Here is a 21,074-nt window from a genome sequence, read left to right as displayed (position 1 = left end):
GGGCCACCGCCGCGCGTCTCGAACCGAACCGCTACACCTGGGGCGTGGCCGCGGCGCTCTCCTCGCGCGAGAGGGCCTCGGCCGCCTCCTCGGCGGCGCGGGCCGCCACGTCGACGGAGGACTCGCGGGTGCGGCGGATGCCGAGGATGCTGACGAACAGCGACGCGAAGATCGTCTGGAAGCTCATGATGAGGGCGGTGGCCGCCGGGACCACGATGCGCAGCGACTCGCGCGGGTCGAGCGCGCCCCAGCTGCGCACCTGCCAGTGGACCAGCGACATGACCAGGCCGACGAGGCCGGCCAGCGCGAGCAGGCCGCCCACGACCAGGCCGCGCTCCAGCGTCACCATGCTGATCAGCTTGCGCACCCGCCGCGACTCGGGCAGGAACCCCTCCTCGGCCGCGTACACCTTGGTGAACAGCGCGAACAGCGCCGACTGGAAGCCGATCACCATCGCGGCCGACGCGCCGACGAGCGTGTCGACGTCGAACGCCAGCTGGCCGATCTTGACCGGCCCGAACGTCAGCGCGGTGCCGGCCACCAGGCCGATCATCATCAGCGCGATGCCGGGATAGAAGAACAGCCACTTGGGGCTGTAGAGGAGCAGGAAGCGCAGGTGGCGCCAGCCGTCGCGCCAGGAGCGCAGGTGGGGCGGGCGGGAGCGGCCGTCGGGCGAGAGCGTGGTGGGCACCTCGCGCACGTCGTAGCCGGCCAGGGTGGAGCGCACGACCATCTCGCTGGCGAACTCCATGCCACCGGTCTGGAGGCCCAGGTTGAGGATGGAGTCGCGGCGGAAGCCGCGCAGCCCGCAGTGGAAGTCGGCGATCTTCGACGGGAAGAACAGCCGCCCGACGAACGACAGCACCGGGTTGCCGAGGTAACGGTGGAGCGGGGGCATGGCGCCCGGCGCGATGCCGCCCTTGAACCGGTTGCCCATCACCAGGTCGGCGCCGTCGCGCAACTGCTCCACGAACGGCATCAGGGAGCCGAAGTCGTAGGAGTCGTCGGCGTCGCCCATGATCACGTACTTGCCGCGCGCGGCCCGGATGCCGCCCATGAGCGCGTTGCCGTAGCCCTTCGCGTCAACGTGGACCACACGCGCGCCGGCGTCGCGAGCGAGCTGCTGCGAGCCGTCGGTGCTGCCGTTGTCGGCGATCAGCACCTCGCCCTCGATGCCGTGCTCTTCCATGCACGCAAGAGCCTTGCGCACGCAGACTTCCACGGTCTCGGCCTCGTTGAGGCAGGGCATGACCACCGTCAGTTCCACGTCTCAACCCTTCAGTTACGGCTCTTCACAGCCCACCATCATGCCGTGTGCCCGGCAATGGTCGCGGCATGTCATCCAAACGACTGGCATTCTTTACAGCATGGTGAGCGTCGCGGAGGGCACTTCTGTGGACCACTCCGCCCCTGGCCGGATGGCGCGCGTGCTCTCGTTTCCGCGCCGTCATCGGGTGTTCGCAGCAGCTTTCGCCGCGGGTGCGCTGCTGCGGGTCGTCACCATGCTCGGCTACGGGCCCGCCATGTGGTTCAACGATTCGTACGAGTATGTGTCGGTAGCTCTGCACCCGAGGCCGCACCCGATCCGGCCCGACGGCTACGGGTTCTGGCTGATCCTGCTCAAGCCTTTTCACAGCTTCGCCCTGGTGACCTTTACCCAGCACCTGATGGGGCTGGCCACGGCGGTGCTGATCTACGCGCTGCTGCGCCGGAAGTTCGCGCTGCCCAAGTGGGGGGCGACGCTGGCCGCCGCGCCGGTGCTGTTCGACGCCTACCAGATCCAGCTCGAGCAGCTGATCATGTCGGACACGCAGTTCACCCTGCTGGTCGTGGCGGTGATCACGCTGGTGCTGTGGCACCGGCGGATGACGTGGCGGATGGGCGCCGTGGTCGGCCTGCTGCTGGCGCTGACCTGGCTGACCCGCTCGATCGGCCTGCCGATCCTCGTGCTCGTGCTGGCCTACCTGCTCGTCAAGCGCACCGGGTGGAAGCCGATCGTGGCGGTCCTGACCACCTGCGCCATCCCGGTGGCGGCCTACATGGGCTGGTTCGCGTCCGCGTACGGCAAGTTCGCGATGACCAACAGCGACGGGCTCATCCTCTACATGCGCACGGCGATCTTCGCCGACTGCGAGAAGATGAGCATCGACCCCTACAAGGAGGTCGAGCTGGTCCTGCTGTGCATCAACGACCCCGTCAGCGAGCGCAAGGACTACGCGCAGTGGTACCTGTGGGGCCAGGGCAGCGGCGACGGCGAGGGCACCGGCGAGGTGCTCCACCGCTGGGGCAGCGTGAAGTTCACCGACATCACCAACGAGGCGGCCAGCGCGTTCGCGATGCGCGCGATCACCTCCCAGCCGGGCGACTACCTCCAGGTGGTGCTCCGCGACTTCCTGCGCAGCTTCCACTGGGCCCGGCCGCGCTTCCCCGACGCGGCGACCTACAACATGTACGAGTTCAAGCCGTACTACGAGCTCGACAGCACCGGAAACCCGAAGCGGCTGCCCAACTGGCCGTCCTACCAGGGCCGCACCGACACCGACGCGTTCGCCTACGAGCAGGGGCCGCCGGAGACGCGGATCGTCTCGCCCTGGGCGGAGATCATGAGCGGCTACCAGAAGGTGTTCTACCTGCGGGGCATCGTGCTGGGCGGCATCATGCTGATCGGCCTCTACGGCATCGCGGTGCGCTGGCGCAAGCTGGGCGGGCCGGTGATCCTGCCCTGGCTGGGCGCGTTCGGGCTGCTGCTCGCGCCGGCCGCGACGGCCGAGTTCGACTACCGGTACGTGCTGCCCGCCGTGCCGCTGGCGTGCATCGCGGCGGCCATCACGCTGCGCCACGGCGTCACTTGGGTGCGGGGGTCACCCAGGAGGTCATCAGCATCCGGTCCCACCACTCCGCCCGGGTCAGGGTCTCAGCCGACAACACCGGGTGAAGCCACCAGAAGTTGATCAGTACGATCAGCGCGAAGGCCCCCACGACCGCCGCCCCGGCGGCCCTCCGCGGCGGCGGCGCGTCGGCCCTGCCGAGCAGGAGCCCGGCCATGAGCGTGACGGCCAGCACCATGAACGGCACCAGGGGGATCATGTAGAACAGGTACATGGTCCGGTTCTGCGCGATCGCGTAGTAGAACCAGGGCAGCCAGCCCGCCGCGTAGGTCAGCAGCACCGCCCCGGCCCGCCAGTCACGCCCGGTGACATACCAGGCGACGCAGCCCAGCAGGGCGAGCACGGCCCCGTACCAGAGGGCGGGGGTGCCGACCCCGATCACGGCCTGCGAGCAGGCGTCGCCCCCGCACGCGGAGGGCGGCAGGCCGGTCGGGTAGTGGAACGACACGGGCCTGAAGAGCACCGGCCAGGTCCACGGCTCCGACATGTAGGGATGGTGGAGGTCCAGCCCGCTGTGGTAGCCGAGCACTTGAAAGTGATACTTCAGCCACGACCGGGCCGAGTCGACGACGAAGAAGAGCGGCCCGGCCGAGGTGGCCTGGTCCCAGCCGCGCCCCCAGCCGGCGTCGGTGACGAACCAGCCGGTCCACGACAGCGCGTACGCGAACGCGGGCACGGCGGCGAACGCGGCCGCCGCCGGCGGCAGGTCGTGCGAGAACGCCCCCCGGTACGGTTCGCGCAGCCCGATGGCACGCCTGGCCCCCATGTCCCACACGAAGGCGAGGACCGCGAACGCGATCAGGAAGAAGACCCCCGACCACTTGACCGCGCACGCCGCGCCCAGGCAGACGCCGGCGGCGATCCGCCACGGCCGGAGCCCGAGCCGCGGCCCCGTGGTGGAGACCGCGGCGCTCTCCCACCAGTCGACCAGCCGCTCGCGGGCCTTGTCCCGGTCGACCACCAGGCAGGCGAAGCCGGCCAGGACCCAGAACATGAGGAAGATGTCGAGCAGCGCCGTCCGCGACAGCACGAAGTGCAGCCCGTCCAGCGCCAGCAGTAACCCCGCGAAGCAGCCCAGCAGCGTCGAGCGGGTCATCCGCCGCGCCACCCGGGCGAGCATGAGGATCGACAGCGTGCCGACCAGGGCGGCGGCGAACCGCCAGCCGAACGGGTTCATCCCGAACAGCCACTCGCCCACGCCGATCATCCACTTGCCGAGCGGCGGGTGCGCCACGTACGAGGCGCACTGGTCGTAGTCGGCGCACCGGCGGAAGATGTCGAGATCGCCGGCGATGAGGCGCTTGTCCGCGACGGGGTTGTCGGAGTCGCCGAGCATGGCCCGCTCCGCCCCGTACCGGAGCAGGGCGTACGCGTCCTTGGCGTAGTACGTCTCGTCGAACACCACCGCGTGCGGCCGGCCGAGCCCGGTGAAGCGCAGGACACCGCCGAAGATCGCGACGAGGACGGGCCCCAGCCACCCCCAGAGCGCGCTTCCCCTCATCGGCGGGACAAGGCGGTGCCGCGAAACCCCCCAGTTCCTCACCATGGGCACACTATGGGGTGGCGGAACGCCTGTGAACCGCGTCATAGAGCTCGCGCTTGGGCACGCCCGCCGCCTTGGCCACGTCGGCGACGGCCGTCTTGCGCTGCTCCCCCGCCGCCACCCTCCTGTCGACCTCGGCCACCAGCGCGGGAAGGTCGGCCTCCTCGTCCGCGGCGGTGTGGCCGGCGACCACGACGGTGATCTCGCCCTTGACGCCCGCCTCCGCCCACGCGGCCAGCTCGCCCAGCCCGCCGCGGCGCACCTCCTCGTACGTCTTGGTCAGCTCGCGGCAGACGGCCGCGGGGCGGTCGGCGCCGAACGCGCCGGCCATCGCCTCCAGCGAGGCGGCCAGCCGGTGCGGAGCCTCGAAGAACACCATCGTGCGCTCCTCGCGCGCCAGCGCCTCCAGGCGGCGGGCCCGGTCGCCGGGCTTGCGCGGCGGGAAGCCCTCGAAGCAGAACCGGTCGCTGGGCAGCCCCGAGACGGCCAGCGCGGTGGTGACGGCGCTCGGGCCCGGCAGCGCGGTGACCGTGACGCCCGCCTCGACGGCCAGGCGGGTCAGCCGGTAGCCGGGGTCGGAGACGCCCGGCATGCCCGCGTCGGTGATGACCACGACCGTGCGGCCCTCCAGGAGCGCCTCCAGCAGCTCTTCGGCGCGGGCGGCCTCGTTGGCGTCGTAGTAGGACACCACCCGGCCGGCGATCTCCACGCCCAGCTCGACGGTCAGCCTGCGCAGCCTCCTGGTGTCCTCGGCCGCCACCACGTCGGCGCCCGCCAGCGCCTCGCGCAGCCGCGGCGACACGTCGCCCGCCTGCCCTATCGGCGCCCCCGCCAGCACGAGCCTGCCCTCACCAGTCATCCGGCCATTGTGGCAGCCTCGGGGGCGGCCCGAATTGAGCCGTGTTTCTTGGGAAGCACCGGCTTGAGACCCGTACGATGTCCGAATGGCGGTGACCGATTTCCCGTACCAGACCTCCGGCGGCCCGGAGTCTGACGAGAGCAGTCCCCGCGCGCTTTCCGTGCGTGACCGGGTGATTCCGGCGATGCGCGGCAGCGTGCTGTGGGGCTGGATCGGCCCGCTGCTCGTCATGATCTTCGGAGGCATCCTCCGCTTCATCGGCCTGGGGCATCCGCACGAGGTGGTCTTCGACGAGACCTACTACGCCAAGGACGGCTTCTCGCTGATCAACTGGGGCGTCGAGCGCACCACGGTCAAGGACGCCGACAAGGCGATCCTGGCGGGCGACACCGACATCTTCCAGAAGTGCGCCGACGGCAGCCTCGACCCGTGCGCCTCCTACGTCGTCCACCCGCCGCTCGGCAAGTGGATGATCGGCGCGGGCGAGTGGCTGTTCGGGATGAACCCGTTCGGCTGGCGCTTCGCCGCCGCCGTGATCGGCACGCTGTCGATCCTCGTCCTCGCCCGGGTGGCGCGGCGGATGACCCGCTCGACGCTGCTCGGCTGCTTCGCCGGCCTGCTGCTGGCGCTCGACGGCCTGCACTTCGTGCTGTCGCGCACGGCACTGCTCGACATCTTCCTCATGTTCTGGGTCCTGGCCGCCTTCGCCTGCCTGGTCGTCGACCGCGACAGGACGCGCGAGCGGCTGGTCGACTGGTACGAGACCTCGCCGCTGTCGCCGCAGGGCCCCTGGCTGGGGGCGCGGCCGTGGCGGATGGCGGCCGGCGTGTGCCTGGGCCTGGCGATGTCGGTCAAGTGGTCCGGGCTGTTCTTCGCGGTCGCCTTCGCCGCCATGTCGGTGATGTGGGACTTCGGCGCGCGCCGCGCCGTCGGGCTGCGCAACCCGTACGGCGGCGCGCTGTCCAAGGACGTGCCCAACGCGCTGGTGGGCTTCGCCGCCGTGCCGTTCGTGTCCTACATGGTGACCTGGGCCGGCTGGTTCTCGACCGCGACCGGCTACGGGCGCAACTGGGACCAGGCCACCTCGTCGGGCAACCCGTTCTTCTTCATCCTCGACTCGGCCCGCTCCTGGGTCCAGTACCAGTGGCAGGTCTTCACCTTCCACGAGGGCCTGGAGACGTCCCACCCCTACATGTCCGAGCCGTGGACGTGGCCGCTGCTGCTGCGCCCGGTGGCCTTCCACTACGAGGGCGAGAAGACTGGCTGCGGGGCGTCCTCCTGCTCGGAGGCGGTGCTGGGGGTCGGCACGCCGGTGATCTGGTTCGGCGCGCTGGCCGCGCTGGTGGCGCTGATCGCGTGGTACGTCGCCACCCGCGACTGGCGGGCCGGGGCGGTGCTGCTCGCCTACGCGATGGGCTGGCTGCCGTGGTTCTACTTCGCGTTCTCGAGCAACCGGACGATGTTCCTGTTCTACGCGATCCCCATGGTGCCGTTCATGATCCTGGCGATCACGCTCTGTGCCGGATGGCTGATAGGCCCGGCCACGAGACTGGCCGACGGCAGCATCCCGGCCAGGCGGACGTACGGGGCGGCGGCGGTCGGCGGGTTCGCCTTGCTCGCATTGATCAACTTCTGGTGGTTGCATCCTGTACTGTCGGCCGAGCTGATCCCCTACGCGGAGTGGAAGGTCAGGATGCTCTTCGACAAACGATGGATCTAGTTCAGTCACCGTCCATTACATAGTGATTTCATAGGGTTGTCGCTGTGCTAGACCCAATACGCACGGGATTCGGTCATCGTCAGGGCTGGGGTCCATACGGCAAACTTCGAGGCATGAGTGCACCGGACGTCGCCGCGCTGCTGGCGGAGTTGGAGCGGTCCCACCCGGACCTCGCCGACGAGGCCAGGACCGCGGTCGAGTGGCTGACCGGCGGCGAGCCGCTGGAGACGGTGACGCAGCTCGATGTCTGCGAGTTCCTCTGGTACACCCTGCCCCTCAAGGTGGGGGGTGACCACGAGCGGCTGGCGCGTTCGCTCGGGCGGCTGCTGCAGCTCGGCGGCCTCGAACGGTACGCGGCGCTGTGCACCTCGCAGACCACGACGCGGATCCTGCGCGCGTACGCCCGCGACGGCGAGGACGCCGGCACCCGCGCCTACCACGAGGCGCTGGAAGAGACGGGCGTGCTCCCGCCGGACGTGCCGGAGCTGCAGTGGAGCATGATCATGGGGCCGGAGGAGCTGGGCGCCCACGTGGCCTGCTCGGCGGCCCTGGAGCTCTCCATCCTGGCCGGCGATAGTGTCGACCGGGTGGCGCTGACCCGCCGCTGGCTCACCGAGCCGCGCGCCGACCTGGGCGGCGACAGCTGGCTCCACCGGGTGCAGGGCGAACGGCTCAACCGCTGGGTGCTGGGCCGCGGCCCGGCCAGGCGGAAGCTGGCCCAGCCGTTCGAGGTGCGGCTGCACGCGCCGGTGACCCCGCAGCCGCTCCCGGCGCTGCACCGGCTGCTGTCGCTGGCCGCGTCCGAGGGCACCCTCCCGCTCCGGCTGGCCCCGTCACCCGAGGCGCTGAGGCTGCGCGAGCTGGCCGAGCACGAGCTGGGCGCGCTGAGCCGCGAAGGCACCCGCCTGACCGTGACCGGCTTCGGACGGCAGCTGCTCTCCGCGCCGGAGCTGATGTGGGACGCGGTGACCAAGCTGCTGCTGGCCGGGGGCGACGAGTTCGAGCTGTCGGCCAGGGAGGCCGCGCTCATGCTGCTGGCCGACGGCGAGCTCCTGTCCCCCGCCCAGCTCCGCGAGCAGGTGGCGGAGGTGGTCGGCGGCGAGGGCTGGCACCCCGCGTCGGGACCGGACGACGTCGCGGCCGCGCTGACCCGCCTCGTCGACCAACTCGCGGCACTCGACCTCGCCTTCGCCGACCCCCTGGCGGTGCGGCTCACCCGCGGCGGCCAGTTCGCCGCCCTGGCAGCGCTACGCGCCCACGCGCTACGCCCCAGAAAGTACGTCAACGCCACCTGACCCCAGCTTCCCCCACGCCGCCGGCACCCGCCGGCGGCCCGCTCCACAAGCCGCGCCGCCGAAACCCACCGACGGCACCTGCTTGGAGGCCCGCTCCGCGAATCGTGCCGCCGAAACCCACCGTCCGCACCTGCCTGGAGGCCCGCTCCGCGGCATGTGTACCGACGGCGCGCTTCGCGGACTTCGGAAGGGTGTCTCCTGTCTTTGGCGGTCGCGTGGCGGCGGGTGGGCGTGTTGACTGGGGGCATGTCGACGATCCTGGTGCTGGGCGGCACCGGCAAGACGGGCCGGCGCGTCGCCGCTCGGCTCCGGGCGCGCGGTGCGGAGGTCCGCGCGGCCTCGCGTCGCGGTGAGACCCGCTTCGACTGGTACGACCACGACACGTGGGAACCGGCCCTGTCAGGCGTCTCGGCCGCCTACCTGGTCGACTCGCAAGGGCCTGACGCGGCGGGGCTGCTGGCCGCGTTCACCGGGGCGGCGGTCGCGCGGGGGGTGCGGCGGCTGGTGCTGCTGTCGTCCCGTGACTGGCCCAAGCTCGGCGACGACCGCCTGCTGGCCTCCGAGCGGGCGGTCAAGGCGTCCGGCGGCGCGTGGACGATCCTGCGGCCGACCTGGTTCGCGCAGAACTTCAGCGAGGACCCGATGCTGCGCGACCCGGTCGACGCCGGGCTGGTCGAGCTGTCCGCCGGCCATGGGCAGGAGCCGTTCGTGCACGCCGACGACATCGCCGACGTGGCGGCCGAGGTGCTGCTGCGCGACGGCCACGCCGGGCGGACCTACGAGCTGTCAGGGCCCCGGCTGCTGTCCTTCGGCGACGCGATCGGCGAGATCGCCGCCGCGACCGGGCGGTCGATCACGTACGTGCCGGTCTCACCGGAGGAGCACGCGGCCCGGCTCGCCGCCCGCGGCTACGACGCCGACCACATCGCGCTGGTTAACCGGCTGTCCGCGTCGATCGACGCGGGCACCAACGCCCACCTCTCCGACGGCGTGCGGCAGGTCCTTGGCCGCGAGCCACGCGACTTCACCGAGTACGTCCAATCCACCTGGTGACCCGAGCATCACAGCGCCGTCCCCCCGCCTAAGCGGTGGGCCGTGCGTCCGTGAGGGCGTGCTCCGCGGCGACCTGCTCCAGCGTGAGCCCTTCCAGCATCCGGTCCAGGATCCCCCGCAGGAAGTCACACTCCCGTACCGGATGCTCGGCGGGGCAGTCGATCGCGTGGCGCAGGAACTCCTGCGCCGTCCTGGCCCGCTCGATCAGCTCCTCCAGCGCCTCGATCCGCTCGCAGACGGTGGCCCGCCACTGCTCCCCCGGCGCCTCCAGCACCGCGCCGGCGGTGTCCAGCGGGATGCCCAGCCGCTGCGCGCTCTGCAGGAACACCAGCCGGCGCAGCTCGTCCCTGCCGTACACGCGCCGCCCCTGCCGACGCCCCGCCGGCGGCACCAGCCCGCGTTCCTCGTAGTAGCGCAGCGCGGAGGCGTTCATGCCGAGCATCCGGGCCGCCTCACCGATCGGGATGAATTCGTCCATGTTCCCATTTGACTTCAAGTCAGCTTGAACCGCTTTGCTGTGGTGCATGGGAACCACGACATCCTGGGTCACCGGCCGCGAACACGACTCGTCCTTCGCCGCCCCCTCCGGCCTCATGGGCCGCCTGGCCGGCCGCGTCATGCTCTGGACCAACCGCCAGCGGGACCTGCTGCCGCTGCTCGACATCCGGCCGGGCGAGCACGTGCTTGAGGTCGGCTACGGCCCCGGCGCCCTGCTGCGGCTGCTGAGCCGTACGGGAGCCGGACGGGTGGCGGGCGTCGACCCGTCACCCGAGATGCGCGCGCTCGCCGTCCGCAAGGCGCCCGGGACCGAGCCGGGGCTGGGCACCGCCGACCGCACCCACCAGCAGGACGCCGCGTTCGACTGCGTCGTCTCGGTCAACAACGTGGCCATCTGGCCGGAGCTGGAGCCGGGGCTGCGCGAGCTGCACCGGGTGACGAAGCCGGGCGGCCGCCTGGTGATCGCCTGGCACGGCGGCGACGCCCCGTCGCGGCTCGCCCGGGGGTTGCGCCTGCCGGACAAGGTGCTGGCCACGCTGGAGGCGGCCCTGCGCGAGCGCTTCGACGACGTCACGCGGCACGAACTGCCCAGCCTGACGGCCTTCGTCGCCAGGCGGGCTCCCGCGTAACCCTCCAGCGGCGGGCCGCGCCGGTAGAAGGCCGTGACGCGGGTCGTGGGCGACCAGGACCGGCCTGGTCAACGGGCGGTCCCGAGGCTGCCCGCAGAGCGTCGCGCCGGCCGCCCGCCGAGCCAGAACAGCGGGACCCACTGGATGACCGGCGCCAGGAGGACCGAGAGCTCAGCGCGGCGAACCACCATAATCGCGATCTTCTCGGCATGCCCCCAGAACCTACCGGCGCGGAATCGTCCCCGCCGGACTTCTCAGCCGCGCCAGCCGCAGGACCGCCCACAGCAGCACCGCCAGGACCCCCACCAGCAGGTACTCGATGGCGGGGATGCGGACCACCTCGGTCGCCTCGCCGATGCCGCGCACCGCGTACACCGCCACCACCGCCCCGGCGTAGCAGGCGGCCAGGATCCAGCGGGTCGTGGCGCCGAGGCCGAGGCCGTGCATCTGGGTCAGGACGAACACGCCCAGGAAGCCGAAGAGGAACATCGGCCACGCCCCGTCGGGGCCGGTGTTCATGAAGGCCACCAACGTGCCGTGCGCGGCGACCAGGAGCTCCAGGGCGAGGGTCCACCAGCGGTTGGTGTGCGCGCGGGTGAGGAAGAGGCTGCCCTGCAAGAGGATAAGGAACATGTAGAAGAACCCGATAAGGTGGCCGCTCGTCGTCTCCATCGGGTGATACCAGAACGTGTAGACGGCGGCCCAGCTGAACAGATAGCCGTGGTACCGGCGGGCGAAGGACGTGACCTCCGCCGAGATGGGCGCCGGGCGGCCGGCGAACAGGCCGCGGCGGCGGTTCTCCATGAGCAGCACCACGATCAGCAGGAGCACCACCGAGGCCTGCGAGCTGAAGATGGACACGTCCTGCGCCAGCCCGTCGTAGAACACCTGGGTCTGCGCCTGGTGCAGCAGGATGAACCCGAAGTTGACCGCCAGGGCCACGACGTTCACCCGGTGCAGGCCGCCGGTGTAGCGGCGGACCCGGGTCTGCGCGTAGTAGATCAGGCCCCAGAACGCGACCTGGTGGGCGGCGTAGCCGAGCCAGGCCGACAGCCGTGTCCAGACAGTGGGCTCGGGCAGCTTCCAGTAGTACCAGGACGCCCCCTGGTCGGGGAGTAACGCGATGCCGGCCAGCCGCTGCCCGGCCAGCCAGACGAGCCCGGTGAGCGCGGCGCTGGCGACGACGCCCCAGGCCAGCGCGGTGTTCGCGCCCGTCGTCCGTGCTCCCGCGGTCACAGTCCCAACGCCTCCGGCTCGAATCGGTGCACGCCCGCCTCGCTGGGCTCACACGCGCACATGATCTCCGGCACGCTCCACCGTACGCGTCCCGAGAGCGGCCCACAGCGCGACCGCGATGTACAGGGCCTGCTCGGGCACCCGCAGCCACAGCGGCGTGACGTCCTGCCCGGCCAGCGCCGCGTACACGTTGGCGGGCAGGAGCAGCACGAACATCACCGCCAGCCACAGCCCGGCGGCCCGCCGGGTGCGGCTCAGCACCAGTCCGGCCGCGCCGAGGATCTCCAGCACGCCGGTCGCGTACACCATGAAGGCGGGGAACGGCACGAACGGCGGCACCATCGCCACGAGGTCGGCGTGGGTCGTGGTGAAGCCGCTGCCCTCGGGGGCGAAGTGGGCGCTGCCCGTGATGACGAGGAACAGCGCGAGCCCGTGCGCCGCGCTGACCCGCCAGGTCGCGAACCGCCGCACCCCGAACGCGCCCAGCAGCCGGAATACCAGGGTGGCGATCACCAGAACGAGTGACATCTCGAATCCTTTCGATAGCAGCACTATCCAGTTATTAGATAGTGACACTATCCAGTACGGGCCGTCAAGATGCCGTCCCATGACCATGACCGCCAACGGCCGCCCCGCCTTCGTCGTCAACGTCGAGGTCTTCCTGCGCCGCGACGGCCGCTGGCTGCTCATCAGGCGCGGCGACGGCGAGTCGCACGCCCCCGGCACGCTCGCCGGCGTGGGCGGCAAGGCCGAGCCGGACGGCGCCGGTCAGCGGGTGCTGGAGGAGACCGCCCGCCGCGAGGTCGCCGAGGAGATCGGCGTCGACCTGACCGGCGTTCCCCTCACCTACGCCTCCAGCGGGTTCTTCGTCACCGACGACGGCGACCCGGTGGTCAACGTGGTGTTCGCGGCCCCGATGCCGCCGCACGCCGAACCGGTCGCGGCCGCGCCCGCCGAGGTGGCCGGGTTCGTCTGGCTGACGACGGCGCAGGCGGAGGCCGACCCCGCCTGCCCGCCCTGGGTGCTGAGCAGCCTGCGCGACGCCGCGACGGCCTGACGCCCCTCAGCCGGCCGGGCGGAGCAGCGCCCAGCTCCGCTCGTCGCCCCAGACCGAGGCCGGATCCACGTACGGGCGCAGCAGCGCGACGAGTTCGGGGTCGCCGTGCCCGCCCAGCTCGTCCTCCGCGATCCGCCTGGCCACCCCGGCCAGGAAGTCGGCGACCTGCACCCGGGGCTCGTGGAAGGAGTCGGCCAGCCGCAGCCCGGCCAGATCCACCACCCGCTTCAGGTGCGCGACGCGCTCCTCGGTCAGGCCGTTGTGCTCGTCGTGCAGGATCGACACCGGCCGCCGGTCGCGTCCCCAGTGCACGACCGCCCGCATGATGGCCGGGATGAGCGGGTCCAGCGCCGGCATCTCGCCCGGCCGTTCCAGGAAGTCCTCCAGCGGCTGCCTGGACCGGTCGAGCAGGCGCATGATCTCCCCCACCCGCCCGCCGGCCCCGGCGAGCTCCTCGACGGTGAGGAAGAACCGCTCGGCGGGGGCCCGCCGGCGCATCACGTCGTTGAACGACTCCAGGAACGCGGTGAACCGCTCCGGGCCGAGGCTGACCGGCCCCTCACGGTAGAGGTCCGCGGCGAGCGCCCGGTCCCCGCCTGCGCCCGTGTACGCCACGTCCCCGGCGATGAGGTCGGCGATCTTCCGTACCGCGAAGTAGGCCTTGTCGGCCAGGAACACCCGCGCCCGGCCGTAGATGGGCCCCGAGGGGGCGAGCAGCCAGACCAGCACCGCCCGGTGCTTGCCGCGGAGCAGGTGGTTGGCCTTGTACTCGGTGGCGGGGGAACGGATGCGGGCGCGGGTCTCGCGGACGCACTCCGCGGCGGCCTCGGCGCCCAGGAGCACGGCGGCGTGCGCGAAGACGGCGGTGTTGCCGCCGACGAGCTTCTCCCCTTCCGAGCCGGACTCGTCGCAGGCGATCTCAAGAGGCCACAGCTCAGGAACCTACGCCTGCCCTCCGCCGATCGCCAGACGTTTTCGACCGGCCCCGGTGATCGTGCCCATTCTCGGACGGCTGCGGCAGCGAAGAGGACATGGTGGCGAGAGGCCTGGCCCGGCACCCCATCCTCGACGCCCGCCCGCCCGGCGCCCGCCGCGACGGGGAGCCGCGGGACTCCTGCGAGGATGACGACGAGATCGTGAGCGTGCCCCAGAGCCCTGTCGGTGGTCCTGGTCGATCCGCCCGGGGCGTACGCCGTCTCGCTCGAAGCGTCGGTGAACAACGGCGGCGGTTGCTACGACTAGATCCGGGCGAGGAAGCCCAGCACCCGCTCCATCATCAGCCTGGCCGCCGGCTCGTCGTAGGAGGGCAGGCTGCCGTCGGCGAACAGGTGGTCCTTGCCTTCGTAGAGGAACAGCTCCGCGCCCGGAGTCGACTCCACGAGGGCGCGAGCCGCCTCCACATCGCCCTCGCCGGCGAAGAACGGGTCGCCCTCCATGCCGTGGACCTGCACCGGCACGCTCTCGGGCCAGGACTCGCCGAACTCCGTGACCGGCACGCACGAGTGGAACAGCAGCGCGCCCTTCGCCCCCGCCCGCGTCTGGGCCAGCTGCTGCGCCGGCAGCACCCCGAGGGAGAACCCGGCGTAGACCAGCTCGCCCGGCAGCCATGCGGCGAAGGACCGCCCGCGCTCGATGATCGTCTCGAACCCGGTCTCCTGCGCGTAACCGCCGCCCTCGTCGAGCGACTCGAAGACGCGCCCCTCGTACAGGTCGGGCACGTGCACCGTGTGGCCCGCCCGCCTGAGCTCCTCCGCGAACTCCCGCACCCCGGACGTCAGCCCCTGGGCGTGATGGAACAACAGCACCTCGGCCATGTCTCTCCCTTCGCCGCGCTCAGCATGCCCCACGCCGCCGACAGTTTCCGGAGTCAGCCGGGCGCGCGGAAGGTCCGCCGGTAGGTGTCGGGCGAGACGCCGACGGCGCGGGTGAAGTGCCTGCGCAGGGTCGCCGCCGTGCCCATCCCGGTGCGGGCCGCGATCTGCTCCACGCCGGCGTCGGTGGTCTCCAGCAGCTCCTGTGCCCGGTGCACCCGCTGGGCGTGCAGCCAGTGCAGCGGGGTGACGCCGAGGGCGCGGTGGAAGTGGCGGGCGAGGTTGCGGGTGCTCATCCCGGCGCGGCGGGCCAGGTCGCGTACGGTCAGCGGTTCGTGCAGGTGGGCCTGCGCCCACTGGAGGACGTCGGCGAGCCCGTACTGGCCGGCCTGGTCCGGCACCGGCGCCGTCACGTACTGCGCCTGCCCGCCGGCCCGGTGCGGCGGCACGACCAGGCGGCGGGCCAGCGCGTTCGCCACCGCCGCGCCGTGGTCCTTCCTGACGACGTGCAGGCACAGGTCGAGCCCCGCCCCCTTGCCCGCCGAGGTCAGGACGGTCCCCTCGTCGATGTAGAGGACGTCGGGATCGACCCGTACGCGGGGATAACGGGTGGCGAGCAGCGCGGCGTGCATCCAATGGGTCGTCGCCCGCCGCCCGTCCAGGATCCCGGCCTCGGCGAGCACGAAGGCCCCGGTGCACAGCGACACGATCCGGGCCCCGCGCTCGTGGGCGGCCCGCACGGCGTCCACCGCGTCACCCGGCGGCGGCCCGATCTCCACGTCGCAGGAGGACACCACCACCGTGTCGGCGTCCACCACCGCGTCCAGGCTGTGCGGGGTGTCCACCCGCAGCCAGTCGCCCACCCGGCCCCGGCTCGGGCCGCACACGCGGAAGTCGTACCACGGCTCGGCCAGGTCGGACCGGTCGATCCCGAACACCTCGACGGCCGCGGCGGCCTCGAACAGCATGGCGCCGTCGTACAGGGCGAGCGCCACGGAGTGCATGTCCGGAATTGTACGCATACCGCCATTACGGCCGGGCCGGCCCGCGAGGCATGGCCCGGTTCGCGGTCAGTCGGTGCCGAACTCCATCGCGGCGCGGTCGAGCAGCTCGTCGTCGTCCGCGACGTCGCCGCGTGAGGCGATGGCCTCGGCGCCGCCCTCCGGCATGTCGCCGATGAGCTCGGTCGGCGCCGCCGGCGGGGCCTCGATGAGCGCGGAGTGGCTGGTGCCGACCATGCCCATGCTGGCGTACTGCTCCAGCTTGGTGCGCGAGTCGGCGATGTCGAGGTTGCGCATGGTGAGCTGGCCGATCCGGTCGACCGGGCCGAACGCCGAGTCCTCCGTACGCTCCATCGACAGCTTGTCCGGGTGGTAGCTGAAGGCCGGGCCCGAGGTGTCGAGGATCGAGTAGTCCTCGCCGCGCCGCAACCGCAGCGTGACCTCGCCGGTGATCGCCGTGCCGACCCAGCGCTGCAGCGACTCGCGGAGCATCAGCGCCTGCGGGTCGAGCCAGCGGCCCTCGTACATCAGCCGGCCGAGCCGCCGTCCCTCGTTGTGGTAGTACGCCAGCGTGTCCTCGTTGTGAATCGCGTTGACCAGCCGCTCGTACGCGGCGTGCAGCAACGCCATGCCGGGCGCTTCGTAGATGCCACGGCTCTTGGCCTCGATGATCCGGTTCTCGATCTGGTCGGACATGCCCAGGCCGTGCCGGCCGCCGATGGCGTTGGCCTCCATCACCAGGTCGACCGGGGTGGCGAACTCCTTGCCGTTGATCGACACCGGGCGGCCCTGCTCGAAGGCGATGGTCACGTCCTCGGCCGGGATCTCCACCCCGTGGTCCCAGAACCGCACGCCCATGATCGGCTCGACGGTCTCGATGCCGGCGTCGAGGTGCTCCAGCGTCTTGGCCTCGTGGGTGGCGCCCCAGATGTTGGCGTCCGTGGAGTACGCCTTCTCGGTGCTGTCACGGTAGGGCAGGTCGTGGGCGAGCAGCCACTCCGACATCTCCTTGCGGCCGCCGAGCTCGGTCACGAAGTCGGCGTCGAGCCAGGGCTTGTAGACCCGCAGGTGCGGGTTGGCGAGGAGACCGTAGCGGTAGAACCGCTCGATGTCGTTGCCCTTGAACGTCGATCCGTCGCCCCAGATCTGCACGTCGTCCTCCAGCATCGCCCGCACCAGGAGGGTCCCCGTGACGGCGCGGCCGAGCGGCGTGGTGTTGAAGTAGGCCCGCCCGCCGGAGCGGATGTGGAACGCGCCGCAGGCGAGCGCGGCCAGCCCCTCTTCCACCAGCACCGCGCGGCAGTCGACCAGCCGCCCGACCTCGGCGCCGTACGCCACCGCACGGCCGGGCACCGAGGCGATGTCGGGCTCGTCGTACTGGCCGATGTCGGCCGTGTAGGCGCAGGGGACAGCGCCCTTGTCGCGCATCCACGCGACGGCGACGGAGGTGTCGAGACCACCCGAGAAGGCGATGCCGACACGCTCGCCGATGGGCAGAGAGGTGAGAACCTTGGACATAAGAGAAGAGTATGCATTGTGGCGTATGGTTATGCAAAGCCCCCCTCCTGAAGAGCCCTTTCATCCGCCTCGGGCAGCGGCTTACAGGACCTTCCATTCGAGTTCGCCGTCGACCACCTCGGGCTTCCACCAGCCGATGGAACCGCCGCTCTCCAGGGCGTCGGCGGTGGTTCTCAGCAGGGCGTGGTACGAGCGGATCCAGGTCCCGCCCGGCTCGAAGCTCATGGCGCCCTCGTGGTCGGTGTAGCCGATGTCACGCCGCGCCGAGTCGACCACCAGGTGGTCGCCCGAGCCGTTGGCGCCGACGGGGATCATCCGCCCGTCCCACCAGTCGTCGCGCGGCCCGGCCCGGTCCACGCTGTCGATCTCGCAGAGCATCCGCCAGGTGTCGCGGATCTCACGGACGCCCATGTTCCCGTTGCCCAGGAAGCCGAACCCCCAGGTGTCCCGGACGGGCACGACCCCGTTGTGGCGCAGCAGCGAGGCCTTCAGGTCGTCGGGGAACCGCAGGCCCATCTGCGCCTCCGCCACCGCGATGGTCCTGGCCTTCGCGGGCTTGCCGAGCGTGCGGTAGCTCCTGGGGGCGTTGGCCTTCAGCCAGGTCTCGATCCGCCGCCACTGCCGGTTCACGGCCCGGGTCACCTTCGGGTCGGGCCTCCGCACGCGCGGGGTGGCGCTTCCGGGCCCGCAGTCCGCGTCGGCCGGGTCCTCCACGTACGCCTCGCGGACCTCCGTGTACCGCGCGGCGTCCTCCGGCACCTGGGCGTACGGGGACATCACGACGGTCTCCGCGACCACGCCCGTGTCCTCCTTGGAGAAGACCGCGGACTCCATCAGGTAAGTGCCGGCCGCCAGCACGGCGAGCGCGAGCCCGGCGACGCCCCACCGGGTCAGGTTCCGCCGGGTGGGCGCGTCGAGCGGCGGTCCTGGCTCGCGCGGCTCCAGGAACTTGGCGACCGCGGGGCGGTCGAAGAAGGAGGGCCTGTGGACGTAACGCCGGAGATCCTCGGCGGTGGGCGTGCCGAGGATCGGCACGGGCGGCCACTGCGCCACGGGCGGCGGAGCCGGGGGCGGGTCCGCGACGACTGCCTTCGGGCGGCGGGAGCGGACGACCGCCACGATCACCACCGCCGCGACGGCAGCGGACAGCGCAAGCCATACCCCACGAGATGTGATCAATCGCCGCACGTCCGGCAGGGTATCCGGAATCAGCCCTGATCGTGATCGAAAGCGTTCTGTCGGGGCTGACTGCGATACTCCGCGCATGCGCGAACCTCCCTGCGCGGACACCCCGTTCAGCCTCCAGCCGGGCCCGGAGCCGTGGCAGACCTCCTGGATCGCCCGCGGCGAGCTCCGGGACCAGCGGTTCGAGCCGCCCGCCGGGGTCACCGAGGTGACCTTCGACCGGGCGCGGCTGGTGAACGTCGACTTCTCCGGCATGCGGTTCTCGGAGTTCCGCGTCCACGGGAGCGCGTTCGAAGGCTGCGACTTCACCGGCGCGGCCTTCGACCAGCTGTCCCTGGGCGACACGTGCCTGCGGGGACCGTGGGACGGCGCCCGCTGGCCGCGGTCGGTCTTCCGCGGCTGCGTGTTCCGCCGCACCCGCTTCGCGCCGCACACCTTCTTCGGCAACGTCCGGTTCGAGAAGTGCCTGTTCGACCGGTCCCGGCTGCGAGACCAGACATCCACGTTCGAGGCCGAGTTCGTCGACTGCGTCTTCCTCGGCCGCGTACGGGAGGTCAACTTCTGGGGCCGCCCGCACGACGACGACCGGGCCGCGCTGGGCCGCGACCGCAACGACTTCACCGGCAACGACTTCACCGGGGCCGAGCTCGACGGCGTCGCCTTCCACCACATCGACCTCCGGGCCCAGCGCCTGCCGGGGCCGCCCCGCTACGCCCTCCTCGACCGGGTCAGCGAGCGGGTGGAGGCGGTGCTGCCCCTGGTGGAGCGCCTGCCGGAGGAGCGCCACCGCGAGGAGGCCGACTTCAGCCTGGAGTTCCTCGCCGACCACGCCCTGGAGCGCAACGACGACCAGGCGCTGGTGAGCGCTCTGGACATGGGCAGGAGACTGCCGCCCGCGCTCCGCGAGGAGCTGTTCGAGGCGCTCAGGCGCACGTCCAGCGATACATCCCCTGGTCGAGCCGGGCCGCCTCGCGGGCCAGGTCCCGCAGGGCCGTGACGCGCTCGCGCTCATACTCGTCGAGGAGCTCCTCCTCGGCGTACTCGCGCAGCCGTGCGTCGTCCACCGCGGCGAGGGCGGCGACGGTCCCGGCCGTCATCCGCTCCACGCCGGCCGACTCGCCGTCGTCGGCCAGGACCTCGCTGTCGCCGAACTCGCTGAGGTCGCGTCCGCTCAGCTCGGCGGCGAGCGTGTCGAGCTCGTCGAGCCATCCCTTGCAGTCGACGTACGGCAGCTTCGCGCCCGCCGGCCCGCCGTCGAGGGCCAGCCGGGCGGACTGGTCGGAAGCCGCGGTGAAGTAGTCGACGAGCACACCCATGCGGGCGAATCTACTCCCTCCGGGCAGAGGCCCGTCCGGACGGCTGGACGGGCCTCGCGGGGGTCAGGTGCCGTCGATCAGGCGGATCGCGATGTCCGGGCTGAACTGCCCGGCCGGGGTGCCCGGGGCGATGCCGCAGTTGCCGTCGGAGTCGCCGGGGATCTTCACCCACAGCAGCATCTCCGTCCCGCCGTCACCGCCGAGCTGGGCGGGGGTGCCGATCTGGCGGCCGGCGGGGTTGCACCACTCGCCGTTGGAGCCCTTGCCGTTGCGGCTGGTGTCGATCACCCACTTCGCGCCGCCGCCGAGAGCGGTGTTGACCGCCGACGCGTAGGTGGCCGACTGGCCGGTCGGGTAGTAGTTGGAGACGTTCACGGCGAAGCCTCGGATGTTGCCGACGCCCGCGTCGCCCAGCCGCGCCGCCATCGTCGCGGCCGGCACCCAACCGGCGTTGCCGGCGTCGAGGTAGGCCCAGGTGTTGGGGGCCCGGTCACGGAACTGCTCGGTCGCGTACGTCAGCATGCGGTTGCGCGCCTGGATCGCGGCGGCGTCCATGCAGGCGAAGTCGCCGAGGGAGTCGGGCTCGATGACGACGACCGCCGGCCGGTCGCCGATGCCGGACGCGAACGCGGAGATCCACGCCCGGTACTCGGCCTCGCTGCCGGCCCCGCCGCCGGAGTGCCCGCCGCACGCGTCGCGGCCCGGGATGTTGTACGCGACCAGGACGGGGAGCTTGTCGGCCGAGTCGGCGGCGGACACGTACGCCGAGACGGAGGCGCCGACGTCACCGCTCCAGCCGCCGACCCAGCGGGCCATCGGCTTGGACGCGATGGACGACTGGATGCGCGCCGCCCGGGAGTCACCCGGGTTGTTCCGCACCCAGGTCGCCGGGTTGGAGTTCGGGTCGACGTAGAAGCCGTTCGTCATGCCGATCGGGCCCGAGGCGCCCTGCTCGGTCAGCGACACGTTGTCCAGGAAGAAGCTGAAACCGGCGCCGCCGCCGAGCTGGAACGACACCTGCCCGGCCGGCGTGCCGAGGCCCGAGGTGAAGGGGAAGCTGAAGCGCTTGCTCGTGGTGGTGAGCGAGATCGCCTTGGTCAGCGTGTTGGTGTAGGGGGCGTCCGCGAGCTGCACGGTGGTGACCGCGCTGACCGGGGCCGAGGCCGAGGCGTCGAACGAGAGGGTGTACGACTTGCCCTGGGTCAGGGGGATGGCGTTCTGGGCCACCATCGCGTCCCACGGGTTGGCGGTGCCGCCGGTCACGTTGACGCGCAGCCGGCCGGACTCCACGGTCATCGAGGTGTTCGCCGAGTTCCACCAGGGTGCGGTGCCGGCGGCGAACGTGCCGTTGACCACGAGCTGGGGCGCCGCGGTGGCGGGCGCCGCTGATAACGCGATGACGGCCGAGGCCGCGACCGCCATCGAACGGGTTAACAGTCGCACGTAGTACTTCCCTTCTGGGATT

20 protein-coding genes are annotated in these 21,074 nt (G+C 71.7%); 7 read left to right on the top strand and 13 right to left on the bottom strand.

Features of this window, described 5'->3' with window-relative positions; translation table 11 throughout:
- Positions 1–31 precede the first annotated feature (31 nt).
- Entirely contained in the window at positions 32–1,267 is a 1,236-nt protein-coding gene (locus KME79_RS34820; protein WP_219549437.1) for a glycosyltransferase family 2 protein, read from the bottom strand.
- A 187-nt stretch (positions 1,268–1,454) separates the two neighbouring features.
- Here KME79_RS34820 and KME79_RS34815 point away from each other — a divergent pair, with 187 nt between their 5' ends.
- Positions 1,455–2,951: a hypothetical protein gene (locus tag KME79_RS34815; RefSeq protein ID WP_308249170.1), complete on the top strand. Its 1,497-nt coding sequence runs from the start codon at positions 1,455–1,457 to the stop codon at positions 2,949–2,951.
- Here the strand turns inward: KME79_RS34815 and KME79_RS34810 are convergent.
- Together KME79_RS34810 and rsmI are read right to left on the bottom strand one after the other, a co-directional pair.
- Positions 2,845–4,389, bottom strand: a complete 1,545-nt coding sequence (locus KME79_RS34810; protein WP_219549435.1) for a dolichyl-phosphate-mannose--protein mannosyltransferase — start codon at positions 4,387–4,389, stop codon at positions 2,845–2,847. The genes KME79_RS34815 and KME79_RS34810 overlap by 107 nt on opposite strands.
- A 52-nt stretch (positions 4,390–4,441) precedes the next feature.
- Positions 4,442–5,290, bottom strand: coding sequence for a 16S rRNA (cytidine(1402)-2'-O)-methyltransferase (gene rsmI / locus KME79_RS34805; protein ID WP_148029080.1), 849 nt, complete (start codon positions 5,288–5,290; stop codon positions 4,442–4,444).
- An 85-nt stretch (positions 5,291–5,375) separates the two neighbouring features.
- Between rsmI and KME79_RS34800 the strand changes: the two genes are divergently transcribed.
- From KME79_RS34800 to KME79_RS34790, 3 genes are all read left to right on the top strand, one after another.
- On the top strand, positions 5,376–7,010 hold the full coding sequence (locus KME79_RS34800; RefSeq protein WP_148029079.1) for a dolichyl-phosphate-mannose--protein mannosyltransferase: 1,635 nt from the start codon (positions 5,376–5,378) through the stop codon (positions 7,008–7,010).
- Positions 7,011–7,123: 113 nt separating this feature from the next.
- Positions 7,124–8,305 carry a hypothetical protein gene (locus KME79_RS34795; RefSeq protein WP_219549433.1) on the top strand — a complete coding sequence of 394 codons (1,182 nt, stop codon included), beginning with the start codon at positions 7,124–7,126 and terminating at the stop codon, positions 8,303–8,305.
- Positions 8,306–8,551: 246 nt separating this feature from the next.
- Positions 8,552–9,358: an NAD(P)H-binding protein gene (locus KME79_RS34790; RefSeq protein ID WP_219549431.1), complete on the top strand. Its 807-nt coding sequence runs from the start codon at positions 8,552–8,554 to the stop codon at positions 9,356–9,358.
- Positions 9,359–9,386: 28 nt separating this feature from the next.
- On the opposite strand, the gene KME79_RS34785 is transcribed toward KME79_RS34790, so the two are convergent.
- Entirely contained in the window at positions 9,387–9,836 is a 450-nt protein-coding gene (locus KME79_RS34785; RefSeq protein WP_219549429.1) for a MerR family transcriptional regulator, read from the bottom strand.
- Between the two features lie 46 nt (positions 9,837–9,882).
- Here KME79_RS34785 and KME79_RS34780 point away from each other — a divergent pair, with 46 nt between their 5' ends.
- Positions 9,883–10,485 (top strand): class I SAM-dependent methyltransferase, encoded by a 603-nt coding sequence (locus KME79_RS34780; protein ID WP_219549427.1) that lies wholly within the window; start codon positions 9,883–9,885, stop codon positions 10,483–10,485.
- A gap of 222 nt (positions 10,486–10,707) precedes the next feature.
- On the opposite strand, the gene KME79_RS34775 is transcribed toward KME79_RS34780, so the two are convergent.
- Both KME79_RS34775 and KME79_RS34770 read right to left on the bottom strand, forming a co-directional pair.
- Complete coding sequence (locus KME79_RS34775) at positions 10,708–11,721, bottom strand: hypothetical protein (protein ID WP_308249169.1); 1,014 nt, start codon at positions 11,719–11,721, stop codon at positions 10,708–10,710.
- A gap of 48 nt (positions 11,722–11,769) precedes the next feature.
- Positions 11,770–12,249 carry a DoxX family protein gene (locus KME79_RS34770; RefSeq protein WP_148029074.1) on the bottom strand — a complete coding sequence of 160 codons (480 nt, stop codon included), beginning with the start codon at positions 12,247–12,249 and terminating at the stop codon, positions 11,770–11,772.
- Positions 12,250–12,328: 79 nt separating this feature from the next.
- Between KME79_RS34770 and KME79_RS34765 the strand changes: the two genes are divergently transcribed.
- Positions 12,329–12,778, top strand: coding sequence for an NUDIX domain-containing protein (locus KME79_RS34765; RefSeq protein WP_219549424.1), 450 nt, complete (start codon positions 12,329–12,331; stop codon positions 12,776–12,778).
- A 6-nt stretch (positions 12,779–12,784) separates the two neighbouring features.
- On the opposite strand, the gene KME79_RS34760 is transcribed toward KME79_RS34765, so the two are convergent.
- The 5 genes from KME79_RS34760 to KME79_RS34740 all read right to left on the bottom strand — a co-directional run bounded on the left by KME79_RS34760 (position 12,785) and on the right by KME79_RS34740 (position 18,296).
- Positions 12,785–13,621 (bottom strand): hypothetical protein, encoded by an 837-nt coding sequence (locus KME79_RS34760; RefSeq protein WP_246640920.1) that lies wholly within the window; start codon positions 13,619–13,621, stop codon positions 12,785–12,787.
- Positions 13,622–14,016: 395 nt separating this feature from the next.
- Positions 14,017–14,592, bottom strand: coding sequence for a dienelactone hydrolase family protein (locus KME79_RS34755; protein WP_219549422.1), 576 nt, complete (start codon positions 14,590–14,592; stop codon positions 14,017–14,019).
- A gap of 53 nt (positions 14,593–14,645) precedes the next feature.
- A complete protein-coding gene (locus KME79_RS34750) occupies positions 14,646–15,593 on the bottom strand; it encodes a helix-turn-helix domain-containing protein (protein WP_219549420.1) in 948 nt (315 codons plus the stop codon).
- 66 nt (positions 15,594–15,659) lie between these two features.
- Positions 15,660–17,108 (bottom strand): argininosuccinate synthase, encoded by a 1,449-nt coding sequence (argG, locus tag KME79_RS34745; RefSeq protein ID WP_219549418.1) that lies wholly within the window; start codon positions 17,106–17,108, stop codon positions 15,660–15,662.
- A gap of 81 nt (positions 17,109–17,189) precedes the next feature.
- Entirely contained in the window at positions 17,190–18,296 is a 1,107-nt protein-coding gene (locus tag KME79_RS34740) for an SMI1/KNR4 family protein (protein WP_219549416.1), read from the bottom strand.
- A gap of 76 nt (positions 18,297–18,372) precedes the next feature.
- Here KME79_RS34740 and KME79_RS34735 point away from each other — a divergent pair, with 76 nt between their 5' ends.
- Positions 18,373–19,290, top strand: coding sequence for a pentapeptide repeat-containing protein (locus KME79_RS34735; protein WP_219549414.1), 918 nt, complete (start codon positions 18,373–18,375; stop codon positions 19,288–19,290).
- Here the strand turns inward: KME79_RS34735 and KME79_RS34730 are convergent.
- Together KME79_RS34730 and KME79_RS34725 are read right to left on the bottom strand one after the other, a co-directional pair.
- The gene (locus KME79_RS34730; RefSeq protein ID WP_219549412.1) at positions 19,217–19,609 is read right to left on the bottom strand and encodes a hypothetical protein; all 393 of its coding nucleotides are present in this window, start codon (positions 19,607–19,609) and stop codon (positions 19,217–19,219) included. The two genes, KME79_RS34735 and KME79_RS34730, sit on opposite strands and share 74 nt — an antisense overlap.
- Before the next feature lie 63 nt (positions 19,610–19,672).
- Positions 19,673–21,052, bottom strand: a complete 1,380-nt coding sequence (locus tag KME79_RS34725; RefSeq protein ID WP_308249168.1) for a glycoside hydrolase family 6 protein — start codon at positions 21,050–21,052, stop codon at positions 19,673–19,675.
- Between the last annotated feature and the right edge of the window lie 22 nt (positions 21,053–21,074).

It is taken from the genome of Nonomuraea harbinensis (assembly GCF_019396385.1).
In the GTDB taxonomy this organism is placed as follows: Bacteria; Actinomycetota; Actinomycetes; order Streptosporangiales; family Streptosporangiaceae; genus Nonomuraea; species Nonomuraea ferruginea.
The sequence above is the reverse complement of the archived record's forward strand: the minus strand, read 5'-3'. Positions and strand labels throughout refer to the sequence as shown.

Coding starts and splice junctions, on each gene's coding strand:
- KME79_RS34810 (WP_219549435.1), bottom strand. CDS start 4,389: ATGAGGGGAAGCGCGCTCTGGGGGTGGCTGGGGCCCGTCCTCGTCGCG.
- rsmI (WP_148029080.1), bottom strand. CDS start 5,290: ATGACTGGTGAGGGCAGGCTCGTGCTGGCGGGGGCGCCGATAGGGCAG.
- KME79_RS34800 (WP_148029079.1), top strand. CDS start 5,376: ATGGCGGTGACCGATTTCCCGTACCAGACCTCCGGCGGCCCGGAGTCT.
- KME79_RS34795 (WP_219549433.1), top strand. CDS start 7,124: ATGAGTGCACCGGACGTCGCCGCGCTGCTGGCGGAGTTGGAGCGGTCC.
- KME79_RS34790 (WP_219549431.1), top strand. CDS start 8,552: ATGTCGACGATCCTGGTGCTGGGCGGCACCGGCAAGACGGGCCGGCGC.
- KME79_RS34785 (WP_219549429.1), bottom strand. CDS start 9,836: ATGGACGAATTCATCCCGATCGGTGAGGCGGCCCGGATGCTCGGCATG.
- KME79_RS34780 (WP_219549427.1), top strand. CDS start 9,883: ATGGGAACCACGACATCCTGGGTCACCGGCCGCGAACACGACTCGTCC.
- KME79_RS34770 (WP_148029074.1), bottom strand. CDS start 12,249: ATGTCACTCGTTCTGGTGATCGCCACCCTGGTATTCCGGCTGCTGGGC.
- KME79_RS34765 (WP_219549424.1), top strand. CDS start 12,329: ATGACCATGACCGCCAACGGCCGCCCCGCCTTCGTCGTCAACGTCGAG.
- KME79_RS34755 (WP_219549422.1), bottom strand. CDS start 14,592: ATGGCCGAGGTGCTGTTGTTCCATCACGCCCAGGGGCTGACGTCCGGG.
- KME79_RS34750 (WP_219549420.1), bottom strand. CDS start 15,593: ATGCACTCCGTGGCGCTCGCCCTGTACGACGGCGCCATGCTGTTCGAG.
- argG (WP_219549418.1), bottom strand. CDS start 17,108: ATGTCCAAGGTTCTCACCTCTCTGCCCATCGGCGAGCGTGTCGGCATC.
- KME79_RS34735 (WP_219549414.1), top strand. CDS start 18,373: ATGCGCGAACCTCCCTGCGCGGACACCCCGTTCAGCCTCCAGCCGGGC.
- KME79_RS34730 (WP_219549412.1), bottom strand. CDS start 19,609: ATGGGTGTGCTCGTCGACTACTTCACCGCGGCTTCCGACCAGTCCGCC.